Source organism: Arthrobacter sp. 10T413_2 (assembly GCF_056394205.1).
On sequence record NZ_JBFTHK010000116.1, the window covers coordinates 1 to 13,296 of the forward strand.

At 68.8% G+C, this 13,296-nt stretch carries 15 protein-coding genes; 7 read left to right on the forward strand and 8 right to left on the reverse strand.

All coding sequences use genetic code 11. From position 1 onward, the window contains the following. The first annotated feature begins 16 nt into the window (after positions 1–16). From sufC to AC1DBQ_RS16380, 3 genes are all read left to right on the forward strand, one after another. Positions 17–814: a Fe-S cluster assembly ATPase SufC gene (gene sufC, locus AC1DBQ_RS16370; RefSeq protein ID WP_476929512.1), complete on the forward strand. Its 798-nt coding sequence runs from the start codon at positions 17–19 to the stop codon at positions 812–814. 13 nt (positions 815–827) lie between these two features. Next, positions 828–1,160: a metal-sulfur cluster assembly factor gene (locus AC1DBQ_RS16375; protein ID WP_476929513.1), complete on the forward strand. Its 333-nt coding sequence runs from the start codon at positions 828–830 to the stop codon at positions 1,158–1,160. A 191-nt stretch (positions 1,161–1,351) separates the two neighbouring features. Continuing rightward, positions 1,352–1,987, forward strand: coding sequence for a hypothetical protein (locus AC1DBQ_RS16380; protein ID WP_476929514.1), 636 nt, complete (start codon positions 1,352–1,354; stop codon positions 1,985–1,987). A gap of 31 nt (positions 1,988–2,018) precedes the next feature. Here the strand turns inward: AC1DBQ_RS16380 and ypfJ are convergent, their stop codons facing one another. Beyond that, a complete protein-coding gene (gene ypfJ, locus AC1DBQ_RS16385) occupies positions 2,019–2,906 on the reverse strand; it encodes a KPN_02809 family neutral zinc metallopeptidase (protein WP_476929515.1) in 888 nt (295 codons plus the stop codon). A 58-nt stretch (positions 2,907–2,964) separates the two neighbouring features. Here ypfJ and AC1DBQ_RS16390 point away from each other — a divergent pair, with 58 nt between their 5' ends. Together AC1DBQ_RS16390 and AC1DBQ_RS16395 are read left to right on the forward strand one after the other, a co-directional pair. Beyond that, positions 2,965–4,377: an AMP-binding protein gene (locus tag AC1DBQ_RS16390; protein ID WP_476929516.1), complete on the forward strand. Its 1,413-nt coding sequence runs from the start codon at positions 2,965–2,967 to the stop codon at positions 4,375–4,377. Between the two features lie 37 nt (positions 4,378–4,414). Further along, the gene (locus AC1DBQ_RS16395; protein ID WP_476929517.1) at positions 4,415–5,650 is read left to right on the forward strand and encodes a thiolase family protein; all 1,236 of its coding nucleotides are present in this window, start codon (positions 4,415–4,417) and stop codon (positions 5,648–5,650) included. 421 nt (positions 5,651–6,071) lie between these two features. Here AC1DBQ_RS16395 and AC1DBQ_RS16400 read toward each other — a convergent pair whose 3' ends face one another. The 3 genes from AC1DBQ_RS16400 to AC1DBQ_RS16410 are packed head-to-tail and all read right to left on the reverse strand — an operon-like array spanning position 6,072 to position 8,187. Beyond that, the gene (locus AC1DBQ_RS16400) at positions 6,072–6,704 is read right to left on the reverse strand and encodes an energy-coupling factor transporter transmembrane component T family protein (protein WP_476929518.1); all 633 of its coding nucleotides are present in this window, start codon (positions 6,702–6,704) and stop codon (positions 6,072–6,074) included. Further along, on the reverse strand, positions 6,701–7,537 hold the full coding sequence (locus AC1DBQ_RS16405; protein WP_476929519.1) for an energy-coupling factor ABC transporter ATP-binding protein: 837 nt from the start codon (positions 7,535–7,537) through the stop codon (positions 6,701–6,703). Before AC1DBQ_RS16405 ends, AC1DBQ_RS16400 begins: the two co-directional genes overlap by 4 nt. Further along, complete coding sequence (locus AC1DBQ_RS16410; protein ID WP_476929520.1) at positions 7,534–8,187, reverse strand: biotin transporter BioY; 654 nt, start codon at positions 8,185–8,187, stop codon at positions 7,534–7,536. Before AC1DBQ_RS16410 ends, AC1DBQ_RS16405 begins: the two co-directional genes overlap by 4 nt. Before the next feature lie 323 nt (positions 8,188–8,510). On the opposite strand from AC1DBQ_RS16410, the gene AC1DBQ_RS16415 reads away from it, so the two are divergent. Further along, on the forward strand, positions 8,511–10,109 hold the full coding sequence (locus AC1DBQ_RS16415; protein ID WP_476929521.1) for an ABC-F family ATP-binding cassette domain-containing protein: 1,599 nt from the start codon (positions 8,511–8,513) through the stop codon (positions 10,107–10,109). A 4-nt stretch (positions 10,110–10,113) separates the two neighbouring features. Here the strand turns inward: AC1DBQ_RS16415 and AC1DBQ_RS16420 are convergent, their stop codons facing one another. From AC1DBQ_RS16420 to AC1DBQ_RS16435, 4 genes are read right to left on the reverse strand one after another with little or no spacing between them, the layout of a single operon-like run. Next, complete coding sequence (locus tag AC1DBQ_RS16420; RefSeq protein WP_476929522.1) at positions 10,114–10,590, reverse strand: YbaK/EbsC family protein; 477 nt, start codon at positions 10,588–10,590, stop codon at positions 10,114–10,116. 3 nt (positions 10,591–10,593) lie between these two features. After that, positions 10,594–11,472: an SURF1 family cytochrome oxidase biogenesis protein gene (locus tag AC1DBQ_RS16425; RefSeq protein WP_476929523.1), complete on the reverse strand. Its 879-nt coding sequence runs from the start codon at positions 11,470–11,472 to the stop codon at positions 10,594–10,596. Continuing rightward, positions 11,473–11,760, reverse strand: coding sequence for a hypothetical protein (locus AC1DBQ_RS16430; protein WP_476929524.1), 288 nt, complete (start codon positions 11,758–11,760; stop codon positions 11,473–11,475). It lies immediately after the preceding gene. Further along, the gene (locus tag AC1DBQ_RS16435; RefSeq protein WP_476929525.1) at positions 11,757–12,221 is read right to left on the reverse strand and encodes a DUF3099 domain-containing protein; all 465 of its coding nucleotides are present in this window, start codon (positions 12,219–12,221) and stop codon (positions 11,757–11,759) included. Before AC1DBQ_RS16435 ends, AC1DBQ_RS16430 begins: the two co-directional genes overlap by 4 nt. Before the next feature lie 150 nt (positions 12,222–12,371). On the opposite strand from AC1DBQ_RS16435, the gene fabG reads away from it, so the two are divergent. Continuing rightward, positions 12,372–13,097, forward strand: a complete 726-nt coding sequence (gene fabG / locus AC1DBQ_RS16440; RefSeq protein ID WP_476929526.1) for a 3-oxoacyl-ACP reductase FabG — start codon at positions 12,372–12,374, stop codon at positions 13,095–13,097. Positions 13,098–13,296: the final 199 nt, after the last annotated feature.

A 13,296-nucleotide genomic window follows, 5' to 3' on the forward strand; every position in this document is an offset into this window, starting at 1 on the left:
GAGGAGAACAAGGCACATGTCTACTCTTGAGATCAAGGACCTGCACGTCAGCATTGACACCGAGCAGGGCACCAAGGAAATCCTGAAGGGCGTCAGCCTGACCATCCGGACCGGCGAGACGCACGCCATCATGGGTCCGAACGGTTCCGGCAAGTCCACCCTGGCGTCCACCATCGCAGGCCACCCGCGCTACAACGTCACCTCGKGTTCCATCACGCTCGACGGCGAAGACGTCCTCGCGATGAGCGTTGACGAGCGCGCCCGGGCCGGCCTGTTCCTGGCCATGCAGTACCCCGTCGAGGTTCCCGGCGTGAGCATGACGAACTTCCTGCGCACCGCCAAGACCGCCATCGACGGCGAGGCCCCGAAGCTCCGCACCTGGACGAAGGACGTCAAGGCTGCCATGGCGCAGCTGCGCATCGACGCCGACTTCACCCAGCGCAACKTCAACGAGKGCTTCTCCGGCGGCGAGAAGAAGCGCGTCGAGATCCTCCAGCTTGAACTGTTCAAGCCGAAATTCGCGATCCTCGATGAGACCGACTCCGGCCTCGACGTCGACGCACTGAAGGTTGTCTCCGAGGGCGTCAACCGCGCCCACGCGGAAGGCAACATGGGTACCCTGCTCATCACGCACTACACCCGGATCCTGCGCTACATCAAGCCGGACTTCGTGCACGTGTTCGTTGACGGCCAGGTTGTCGAAGAAGGCGGCCCGGAACTCGCMGACCGCCTTGAAGATGAAGGCTACGACCGCTACGCCACGGGCGCCGGAGCAGCCACGATCGCTGCCGCAGACGCTGCAGCACAGGCCTAGTTAGGACTTCACCATGACTGAACTCAATGTGGCCCGCACGGGCCTCGAGGACGTCGAAGAGGCACTCAAGGATGTGATTGACCCGGAGCTCGGGGTCAATATCGTTGATCTGGGCCTGCTCTACGGCCTGAAGTACTCAGACGACGACGGCGCCMTCCTGATCGACATGACGCTCACCACGGCCGCCTGCCCGCTCACCGATGTCATCGAAGAGCAGGTCGGCAAGGCCCTGGACGGGATCGTCGACGACTGGCGCCTCAACTGGGTTTKGATGCCGCCGTGGGGCCCGGAACGAATCACCGAAGACGGACGAGACCAGATGCGCGCCCTGGGCTTCAACATCTAAGTCCCCACCGCCGCATTGGCCTCGGAGACCCAAATTACGACGACGCCGGCCCCGCCTCACTGAGGCGGGGCCGGCGTCATTTAAGCCCGTGCGTTCCCTTTCGGCCCGGTCGGTGATCTGATAAAGGCAACGAGTCCGCCGCGGCACCCTGGCTGCGGACCGGGCATAGTGTCGACAGGAGGCGAACCGGAATGAATGCCACACCAGCACCGTGGCGGGACACGGGCGGCCCGGCCGGCGCGGCGCCGGGGCCGTCCGGCGCCGCCGGGGACTTCGTCGTMKTCGAGGACAGCGGCGAGTTCGACTACTACCGTTCCAGGGAAGACCTGCTGGCGGACTTGGAGTATGTCGGCGAGGCCCCGTGCATCATCGACCGCAACGCCACCTCMTACCGGCTCGAGCTGGACCAGAACCGCCACCTGAAGATGGGGCCGCCCTTGGGACATGTGGAATTCCACTGGCTGCGGCAGGCGCTGGCCGACGCCCGCGAGGTGCACCCCGAAAAACACCGGCTGCAGCGAGCGGACGCCGTCGGACTAACCGAACTCGTGGCCGGACTGTTTGAGACGCTGCAGCTGGAACGCGGGACGGACGCTGAGCTGGGGCTCTGGGGCCTGGAAATCGACGGGCTGTCCACGCGGCGCAACGAACTGGCCGACGTCGACCGCCTCCTGGCCGGGAATGAGCAGCTGGACACGGTCCGGGTGACGGACCCCTTCGGGCATCTTTACCGGCCGGTATGGCACCCGAAGCACCGGCACGTGGGCCACGCCGGATTCCTGAGCTACGTTGAGATCCCGGCCCGGCGCGGAACGCCGGCCCGGTGAACGCGAGGCCGGTGGGCTCCGGCCTTAGGGGTCAGGGCGTCGCCGCCGCAAAGGTGTCGCACTTGTTGATGTCCCCGGTCGTGTAGCCCTGGTAGAACCACTTCTGCCGCTGTGCACTGGACCCGTGGGTCCACGCTTCGGGTGAGACGCGGCCTGTGGCGGCCTTCTGGATGCGGTCATCGCCCACGGCCGAGGCGGCCGACAAGGCATCCTGGAGATCCTTGTCCGTGAGCGGTTCGAGATACGGCTGGCCGGTCTTGGGGTCCGGCTGTGTGGTTGCATAATGTGCCCACAGCCCTGCGTAGCAGTCGGCCTGGAGCTCTACCCGGACCCCGCCTGAAGCGGGGCCCTGCGGATCCTGTTGCGCGCGGTCGAGGTTGCCGAGCAGGTTCTGGACGTGGTGCCCGAACTCGTGGGCCACCACATACTCCTGTGCCAGCGGCCCGCCGGAGGAGCCGAACCGGTCCACGAGTTCCTGGAAKAATCCGGGATCGAAGTACGCCGTGGTGTCTACGGGGCAGTAGAACGGTCCTACCTCGGTGGTCGCGGCGCCGCAGCCGGTGTTGGTCCCGCCGGTGAAGATCACGGCCTTGGGACGCGGGTATTTGGTGTTGTACTGGGCCAGATAGGCCGGCCAGAAGGCGTTCAGGCTGTTGACGGTGCCCGTGATCCTGCAGTCGAGGCGGGCGTCGGCGTCGGCCCCGGTCTGGCAGGCGGGCGCCGACCCCTGACTCTGCGACTGGGGGTCCTGGGTGGTGCCGGCCAGTCCCTCAAGAAGCTGGGGGTTGATGCCGAACAGTGCGGCCAGCAGCAGGATGATGCCACCGCCGATCCCGCCGCCGATCATGGGGCCGCGGCCCATCCMTCGTCGATCCTGGACCTGTGACGGATCCAGCGGGGCGTTGTCATTGAAGCTCATGGAGTCACAATATCCCGCACAAGGGGCGGCGGCGGCCGGCAACGGTAAAGTTGGTGCGATGCCTTTTCTCGACAGACTCCAGCGCTGGGCCGATGACCGCCCCGACGAAACTGCCGTCGTCGTGGCCGGGAATCACCTCAGCTGGTCCGGTCTGCGGGACCAGGCCGCGGCGCTGGTCGCCGCGGCGCCGGCCATCACCGTCTTGTCGGAACACAACTCAACCCGCTTCGCCGTCGCGTTCGCTGCTGCCGTCGCCGGTCAGCGCCAGTGCGCGGTGCTGGACCCCGCCTGGCCGCAGCAGCTGCAGGACGCGATTACCGCCCGAATCGCGCGGACACCGGTTCTGGGGGATGAATCCGGCGCTGGACTGGGAGCCGAGCTGGTTGACGGGCCGCCGGGCACCTCGTTCCTGATCGGCCTGACCTCCGGTACCACCTCGGTGCCTAAGGCGTTTACCCGGTCACGGCGGTCCTGGCAGGAATCGTTCGACGCGTCCATTGAATTCTTCGGCCTGACCCGGGAAGACAAGTCCCTGGCCCCCGGCCCGCTCGCGGCGAGCCTGAACCTCTACGCCCTCGCCGAATGCCTCTACGCCGGTGCGGAGTTCCACACGCTCGACCACTTCGACGTCGGCGCCGCCCACGCGGCCGTCAGCCACGACGGCATCACCCGGCTGGTMCTGGTCCCCACCATGCTCCGGCTGCTCAGCGAGCGCGGCCTGGCCGGCGGGGTCGACGCCGCCGGCATCCGCAGCATCGTCTGCGCCKGCTCCAAGCTGGACGCCCGGACGCTGGAAGCAGCGAGGCGCTGGGCACCCAACGCCACCATCTTCGAGTACTACGGCGCCTCCGAGCTCAGCTTCGTTTCGGGCGCCGGCCTGTGCCCCGGCGAGGCCGTGGAGCCGGGCGGCACGGGGATCGGGAAACCCTTTCCCGGCGTCGATATCCGCATCCTGGACGACCGGGGGGCCGAACTCCCGGACGGCACGGACGGCAACATCTGCGTCCGCAGCGGCATGGTCAGCAACGGCTACCTCTGGGGCGACGACGGCCACGCCCTGCGGTGTTTCGACGGCTKGTACACCGTCGGGGACCAGGGATACGTCTCCGGCGGGACCCTGCACATGCTGGGCCGCCGCTCCGACATGATCGTCACCGCCGGCACGAACGTCTACCCGCACGAAGTCGAAATGGCGCTGGCGTCCGTCCCGGGCGTCGCGGCGGCCGTGGCTGCCGGCATGGCCGACGACCTTCGGGGCCAGCGTGTTGTGGCCGCAGTGGTGCCCTCGCACGGGGCGGTCACCGCCACCCAGCTGAAGGCGGGCATCGATGACGTGCTGGCACGCAATAAGCGCCCTCTCGAATACTTCGCGCTGGCCGAKCTGCCCCTGACCGACCGGGGCAAGATCAGCCGGCAGCTGCTGCTCGACTGGGTGGACCGGAACGATYCCCGGGTCCGGCGCCTTGGCTGAGCGGCGCACGGAGCCCGGGCCGTTGGGAGCCGGTCTGTTGGGAGACGGGCCGGATTCAGCCGGCCGTGCTTCAGGCGGGCTGTCCTTCCCGGGGCTGCTGCCGGAGGACCGGCAGCCGGTGATCATCGCCGCGCGGCGGACGCCGCTCTGCCGTGCCAGCGGCACCCTGAAGAAACTGCGCGCCCACGAGCTCCTGGCCCCGGTGCTGCGCAGCCTGCTCTCCGACGCCGGTGCGGGCCTCACCCCGGACACCGTCACCGACGTCGTGGTCGGCAACGCCGTGGGCGGCGGCGGGAACGTGGCCCGGCTCGCCGCGCTGGAGGCCGGTCTGCCCGTCACGGTGCCCGGCGTCACGGTGGACCGGCAGTGCGGCTCCGGGCTGGACGCGATCGTGCTMGCCTCCCGGCTCGTCGCCGCGGGCGGCAGCGGCGTCTACCTCGCCGGCGGCGTGGAAAGCATCAGCACGGCCCCGCTCCGGGCGCACCGCAACGAGGACGGCAGCGCGGACTACTACAGCAGGGCCCAGTTCGCCCCGCTCAGCCTCGGCGACCCGGACATGGGGGTGGCGGCCGAGAACGTTGCCGCCGGCTACGGCATCAGCCGGGACCGCCAGGACGCCTTCGCGCTCCGCAGCCACCGCCGTGCCCTGGCCGCCGCCGCTGCCGGGCGGTTCGACGGCGAACTCGTGCCGCTGGCCGCGCAGTCCGGGGCCGCCGTGGCCGCCGACGACGGTCCGAGGCCCAGCCTTGGGCCGGCCCTGATGGCCCGCTTCCCGCCCGTGTTCGCGGCCGGCGGCACGGTCACGGCCGGGAACTCCTGCTTTGACGCGGACGGCGCGGCCGCTGTCGTCATTACGTCCGTGGAACGGGCGCGGCAGCTGGGCGCCCCCGACGGGCTCCTGGTGCTGGGAACCGACACGGCAGGGGTGGCGCCGCAACTGCTTGGCATCGGGGCGGCCGCGGCGGCCGGGCGGCTCCTGGCCGCCCACGACMTCACGTCTAAAGACCTGGGCCTGGTCGAATTCAACGAGGCATTCGCCTCCCAGACGCTCGCGTGCCTGGACCAGTTGGGGATCGATCCGGAGCACGCGAACCTCGACGGCGGCGCCCTGGCACTGGGGCACGCCTACGGAGCTTCGGGCGCGGTGCTGGTGACCAGGCTGCTGGCACAGGCCCGCAGGTCCCGGGAGCCCGGCCAGCTCGCMCTGGCYATGATCAGCATCGCCGGCGGCATGGGCACAGCCGCGCTGCTCGGCTACTGCAGCCTGGGCTGACCCTCCCGGGCAACCCCGGGGGACATGCCCATTTTTCGCCGCGGCCGGTGGGCATGCGGGGCTTATGTCCCGTGGCTGCGAGCAACGGAGGACATGTCCATCCTTCGGATCCGGGACATGTTCTGCTCTGACCCCGGCAACGTGGCATGTCCTKCTCCGGCCCCGGAGAAGGGAGATGTCCATTCTTCGGTTTGAAAGGTGGACACTGTGGCTCTATGTCCATTGCTTGCTGCCAGGGGAGGGCATGTCCAACGGGTGTGGGCTCCGGGYGTGGGCCGCTCGGGCACTCAGGGYGGGACATGCCCATTCTTCRGYTTGARGGGCGGACACTGTGGCTCTATGTCCATTGCTTGCTGCCAGSGGAGGGCATGTCCAGTGGGAACGGGGTCCGGGAGGAGTGCCCGGGGCAACCGGCAGGGGACTAGTTTTCCGGGTCCTCGGGCTCGCCCAGGCCACGCGCGGCCAGCGCGTCGCCGGTCTGCCGGGCGAAGGCCACGGTGGTGATGAACACCGGGAGCACCAAAGCGCGGGGGTTGCGSTCGAGTCCGCGGGCCCGGGCGGAGTCGCGGACGTTCAGGTAGGCGTCGGCAACKAACGGGATGCTGCGGAGCATGATGGCAATGGTCAGGGCGAAGCGCTCCGGGTCCGCACCGAAGCGCCGGAACGGCCGGGCCAGGGATGCGACGCCGTCGAGGAGCGCCTGCACCGGGGTAGTGGCGGTGAGGATCGAGGCCGCCACGACACAGACCAGGACGTTCAGGACGATCCGCGCGGCGGTGGGTGCGCCCAGCTGCCACCACTGGAAGACGCCGATCGCCACCAGGACCGGCAGGACCGGGCGCACCGCGCGGAACAGCCGGGCCGGTCCCGMGCCACTGAGCAGGAACAGCCCGCACAGCAGCGCCAGCGCGACGGCGGACACCGCCCAGTCGGAGATCAGGAAGGACGCCATTCCGCACCCGACAACCAGCAGGAACTTCAGCCCCAGCGGCGCCCGGTGGATCAGGGAAGTGCCCGGCGAGTAGGTTGCCAGGAGGAAGCCGTGGCCKCTCACGGCCGCTCCAGCCGGGCCTGCTGAAGGCCGCCCTGCTCCGGCGGCTCCGGCTGAAGCCCGGCCAGCCCGGCACCAGTCCCGGCCAGCCCGGCGCCCCCGGCACCAGTCCCAGGCAGGCCCTCGGGAGGCAGGCCCGCAGCGCTCAGGGCGCGGTAGTGCCGGACGGCCTCGGCCGGACCGCCGTCGAACACCACCCTCCCGGCATCCACCACAAGGAGCCGGTCCATGTCCTGGGCGAGTTCGAGGTCGTGGGTGGACAGGATGACCTGCTGGCGGAGCCCGGACAGCGTGCGCCGCAGGAGTTCGCGATTGCGCAGGTCCAGTAGGGTGGACGGCTCGTCCAGGACCAGCACTTCCGGGTCGACGGCCAGGACGGCTGCCAACGCCAGGAGTTGGCGTTCGCCGCCGGAGAGTTCGTAGATGCTCTGATCCGCGAGGCGCAGGAGCCCGAACCGGTCCAGGACTGTCTCCGCGTGGGCGCGGCGCTCCGGGGTGTTCCGGATGGAGCGCCGCAGGGACAGCTCAACGTCCTCGCGGCCGGTGGGCATGACGAGCTGGGAAAGCGGATCCGTGAAGACAAAGCCCACGCGGCGGCGGACCTCCCGCACGGCGCGGACGGTATCGGCGCCGTCGACTCCTACCGCGCCGTCGCTGGGTGCAATGAGCCCGTTGAGGAGCCGAAGGAGGGTGGACTTGCCCGAGCCGTTCGCCCCGATAATCCCGATGCGCCGTTCCGTGAAGGTGAGGGAAACTTCCTGGAGCAGCGTCTTGGGTTCGGTGCGGCCGTCAACGGACACCCGCACCGAGACCCGGTCCAGGACGATGGTGCTCACGGCCGGGCGTCTGCCGTCCGGACGCGGCGGAGCAGCAGATCCGGGAAGGCCTTGTGCAGGGCCAGGGCGATGCTGACGGCCAGGACGTTCTTGATGATGTCGCCGGGGTAGAACACGAGGTCGGCCAGGAAGGCCTTGGAGAAGTCCAGCTTGGCGTTGACCATCATGCCCAGGATGCCCAGGCCGTGGATGAAGATGATGCTGCTCACCATGGCGGCTGTGAACAGGAGCACGGCGCGGAGTTTTCCGGTCCGGGTGGCGGTGCGTGCGAGCACGACGACGGTCAGCCAGCCCACCGCCGTGGCGGCCAGCAGGAACCCGATGATGTAGCCGGCGGACGGGCCCGCGAGGACGCCCAGCCCGCTGCGGCCGCCGCTGAAGATCGGCAGGCCGGCGAATCCCAGCAGCAGGTAGAGTCCCAGGGCGGCGAAGGCCCGCCCCGGGCCGAGCGCCAGCCCCGTGAGCATGACGGCAAGGGTCTGCAGCGTGATGGGCACGCCGAGTCCGCCAACGGGAATGGCGGCGATCAGCGCGGAACCGGCCACCAGGGCGGCGAAGACGGCGATCAGGCCGAGGTCGGTGGCGTTCCAGCGGCTCCGGCGGCGCGATAGCCCGGTCTTGGCTGTGGCGGGGTGGTCGGTCTGCGTCATGGTGTTCCTGTCGAAGGTGCGGTGCGGTGCATGGCGGCGATGCGGCGCATAACGGAATGGTGATTCCGACTGTACGGCCGCCGTCGTCCGGGTTTTTTGTAGGTGCCCCACTAAGCGGCGGCTCGGATGCTGGAGGGCGCCGCCAACGAATGCCCTCCGGGGTCCGCGCGACGGCCCGCCGCGGCCACGGGTGCCCATGTCACGGAGTCCGGGCGGGGCCGGTAGACTTGTAGAGGCCGTGCTCTTGGCCGACCTGCCCCGGCCCCGCCCAGATTCCACCCGATGTGCCGCGGCATTCCCTGTTGTGAAAGGCCTTAGCTGCATTGATTACCGTCCAGGATCTCKAACTTCGCGCCGGCGCCCGCCTCCTCATGGACCAGGTGAGCTTCCGGATCGACAAGGGAGACAAGATCGGCCTGGTCGGCCGTAACGGTGCAGGCAAGACCACACTGACCCGGGTGCTCGCGGGCGAAGGCCTGCCGGCCGCCGGCAAGGTGACCCGCAGCGGCGAGATCGGCTACCTGCCGMAGGATCCCCGCACCCCGGACATGGAGCAGCTCGCACGGGACCGGATCCTGTCMGTCCGCGGCCTGGACGTCGCCGTCGGCAAGCTCCGCGTGGCGCACGAAGAGATGGCCAGCGAGGACGCGGCAGTCCAGCGCAAGGCGATGAACCGCTACGACCGGCTGGAATCCGAATTCCTGGCCGCCGGCGGCTACGCGGCGGAAGCTGAGGCCGCGGCGATCTGCTCGAACCTCGCCCTGCCGGACCGCCTGCTGAACCAGCCGCTGAAAACCCTGTCCGGCGGCCAGCGGCGCCGCGTGGAGCTCGCGCGCATCCTCTACTCGGATGCCGAGACCATGCTCCTCGATGAGCCCACCAACCACCTCGACGCCGATTCCATCTCCTGGCTCCGTGAGTTCCTCAAGAACCACCAGGGCGGCCTGATCGTCATCAGCCACGACACCGAACTGCTCGAAGCAACGGTGAACAAGGTCTTCCTGCTGGACGCCAACCGCGCCCAGATCGATTTCTACAACATGGACTGGAAGCGCTACCTCACCCAGCGCGAAACCGACGAGCGCGCCCGCAAGCGTGAACGCGCCAACGCGGAAAAGAAGGCCCAGGTCCTCATGGACCAGGCGAACAAAATGCGGGCCAAGGCCACCAAGGCCGTCGCCGCGCAGAACATGGCCAAGCGCGCCGAACGGCTCCTCGGCGGCCTCGAAGCCGTCCGTGAAAACGACCGCGTGGCAGCCCTGCGCTTCCMGGACCCCTCGCCCTGCGGMAAGACCCCGCTCACCGCGGACGGCCTCAGCAAGTCCTACGGCTCGCTGGAAATCTTCACGGACGTCGACCTCGCGATCGACCGCGGCTCCAAGGTGGTCATCCTGGGGCTCAACGGTGCCGGCAAGACGACGCTGCTGCGCATGCTCGCCGGCGTCGACAAGCCGGACACCGGCGAAGTGATTCCCGGCCACGGCCTCAAGGTGGGCTACTACGMCCAGGAGCACGAGACGCTCGACGTCGACCGCACCGTCCTGCAGAACATGCGCTCGGCCRCCCCGGACATGAACGATTCCGAAGTCCGTGGCATCCTGGGCTCGTTCCTGTTTTCCGGGGACGACGTCGACAAACCCGCCGGGGTTCTCTCCGGCGGCGAAAAGACCCGTCTGGCCCTGGCCACCATCGTGGCCTCGAGCGCGAATGTGCTGCTCCTCGACGAGCCCACCAACAACCTGGACCMGGCCAGCCGCTCCGAAATCCTCGGTGCGCTGCGCAACTACACCGGCGCAGTGGTGCTGGTGAGCCACGATGAGGGCGCCGTCGAGGCGCTCAACCCGGAGCGGGTCGTCCTGCTTCCCGACGGCGTCGAAKACCACTGGAACGAAGACTACCTGGACCTGATCACGCTGGCGTAAAGCCCTAACGGACGGGCATCTCCACCGCGCCCGTGATCCGGTGCAGTTCTTCGTAGCTGATCGAGAACATCGAATTGTGGTCGCCCGCCCCTGCCCAGAGCACGGGGTGGGCCGCCAGTGATTCGTCCAGCAGCGTCCGGATCTTCTCCGGATKCCCCACGGGAGCCACACCGCCGACTTCCTGACCGGTGTGTTCCAGGACGAATTCAGGTGAGGCGCGGCGGATCTTCCCTGCGCCCAGTMGCGCCGAGACCTTGCGGACATCGACCCGGGCGGCGCCGCTGGCCAGGATCAGCAACGGCGTGCCGTCGAGGTCGAACACGAGGCTGTTGGTGATCGCCGCGACGTCGCAGCCCAAGGCGGTCGCGGCGGCGGCCGCCGTCGGGACCTTCGACTCAAACACCGTGACGGTGTCCTCGGCGCCCAGTGAGGTCAGCGCGTGCTTCACCCGGGCCACCGGCTCCGGAATCAAGGCGGCCACGTCTCAGTAGCCCTGCGCGTCCAGAATCGCGTCTTCCTCTTCCTCCGCGGTCGCGTTCTTCCGCTTGCGGGGGACGGGACGACGCCGGGCCACCGGGCCGCTGGAGTGCAGGAATCCGCCGTTGGCGGCCTCTGCTTCCGCGTCCTCCGCGTCAATGGCGGCGTTACGGGCYTGCTGCCGGGCCGCATAGCCGAATCCGACGAACATCAGCACGCCAAAGGCGAACCACTGCAGGGAATAGGAGAGGTGGGTTCCTTCATCGGTGGACGGTTTGGGGAACGGGAAGGGCATGGCCTGCACCGAGGGGGACTCCGAGGCAAGTTGTCCGTAGGCGCCCCTGAGCAGCGGATATCCCAGTTGCGTGGAATAGGTCGAGAGATCGATCGAGGCCAGCTGGCCGTCAGGGGCGCMGCGCTGGAGCTCGGGCTCGCCGGCTTTGAGGCGGGCAACCACCGTCACGGGTCCCTGCGGCGGCGCGGGCACAGAGTCGGGCCGGCCCGGCGTGTTGTTCCCGATCGGCAGCCAGCCCCGGTCGATCACCACGGTTTCGCCGGACTCGAGCCTAAGCGGCACCACCACCTCGTACCCGGGCTGGCCGTTCAGCGGCCGGTTGCGGACGACGCGCTGGCCGGCGGCGTCGTAGCTGCCCTTGAGTTCMACCTGGGTCCACTCGCGCTCCGGATCGAGTCGGCTGAACTGGTCCCGGACGGCGGAGAAGGGCACCGGTGTGGCGGAGTAATTGGAGACCACCCGGTTGATTTCAGCCAGTGTCTCGGCGCGCCGGTCCATCTGCCACCGGCCAAGCCCCACGCAGGCTGCGGCGAAGATCGCGGCGAGCAGCAAGTACCCCAGCCACTTGCTGGAGAAAAGAAAGCGGTACATTCAGCCGATCCTGCCTGACGGGTCCAGGGGCGCAGTCGTGTCAACGGACGGGGTCGCTTCGAGGGCCAGTGTCTCTTTCCACAGCCCGCGGGTCTGGAGATAGTCCTCGAGCCAGGCACGGTGTTCACCGCACGCCAGCCAGATCTTGCGCMGCTCCGGGGTGTGGATCTTGGGGTTGTTCCACAGGAGCTGCCATTCCGCCTTCTCGCGGCAGGCCTTCCGCGAGCAGACGGTGCCGGGGGCCGCGACGGTGCCGCCGCCGCTCCCGGCCAGGTCAAAGAGGTTCATGAAGCCGCCCGTCCGTGGGTGTMGTCGTCGTTCTCATCATCGATCAGTTCGCCTTGCAGCAGCGTCACGCCGGCATCATCCGCGTCGCCAGCTCCGGCGGGCGCGGACGCCTGGCCCGGGTCTGCGGCGGCCGGGGCGTCCAGCTCCACCTGCGGCACATAGTCYAGGAGGGAATCGCTGTGGATCTCCGCCTTGTCGCTGCCGTTGGCGATCACCACCGCAACCCACGGCAGGAACACGGCCCCCAGGACGGGAAGGAGCTTGAACCAGCCGTCCACGACGAAAATGAGGATCAGGCAAACCATGCGGATCCCCATGGCGATCGCGTATTTGATCATCCGCTGGCGCATCTCATCCGAGTGCGCGGCAGCGGCGTCGGTAATGCTGTGCACCTCAGTGCCGCCGGACTCGGCGTCCGGCCTCCCGGGCACAGGAACACCGGGTCGGTTTTTGAGTGTCACGGCTGTTAGATCACGCTCCCAAGGCTTACTCCGATTCTCTCACCATCGGCGGAGCCGCCCAAACGGATGCGAACCGGACGCTAAGATCGGAGGCAGGAAAAATCCAGCCCCCAGCGCGGCCTTCCCTGCCGCAGAATTCCGGAKCCCCGCATGTCTGAAACACCCACCACCGGCCGCAGCGTTCTGATCACCGGCGGAAACCGGGGGATCGGCCTGGCCATCGCCGAGTCCTTCCTGGCCAACGGCGACAAGGTCGCAGTGACCTTCCGCAGCGAATCTCCCCTGCCCGAGGGCATCCTCGGCGTCAAGGCAGACGTCACGGATGAAGCCTCGGTTGACGCCGCGTTCGCCGCCGTCGAAGCCGCCMACGGCCCCGTCGAGGTACTCGTTGCCAACGCCGGCATCACCAAGGACACGCTCCTGATGCGCATGAGCGAAGACGACTTCACCTCCGTGCTCGACACCAACCTCACGGGCGCCTTCCGCGTCATCAAGCGCGCGTCCAAGGGCATGATCCGGGCGCGCAAGGGCCGCGTGGTCCTGATCTCCTCGGTCTCCGGCATGTACGGCGCGCCGGGCCAGATCAACTATTCGGCCTCCAAGGCCGGCCTCGTGGGCATCGCCCGTTCGCTGACCCGCGAGCTCGGCGGCCGCGGCATCACCGCGAACGTGGTGGCACCGGGCTTCATCAACACCGACATGACGGCCGAGCTGCCCGAGGCGACCCAGAAGGACTACCTGACCAAGGTTCCCGCCGGGCGCTTTGCCGAGGCCTCCGAGGTCGCCAATGTCGTTCGCTGGATCGCCAGCGACGAAGCTTCCTACATCTCCGGTGCGATTATTCCGGTCGACGGCGGCCTCGGCATGGGCCACTAAGCCCCGCCGACGCCGGCGCACGGCCGCCTCGCGCGCACCGGCCGTGCCGGTCGCGGCGGGCATAGCGGGCGACGGCGGCATCCGCCGTCGCCCGCTGCCGTCTGCTGGCGGCCGCCTCCATCCCCGGGACGCCCGCCTGACTCGTCGACGCCGGGCCTTTTTGCCCTTGGCAGTGCGGGCCCGGGAGCGTGTAATGGGC

What these genes read in the sequence shown, in the direction of transcription:
- AC1DBQ_RS16410 (WP_476929520.1), bottom strand. Translation starts at nt 8,187, where the DNA reads ATGACGCAGACCGACCACCCCGCCACAGCCAAGACCGGGCTATCGCGC.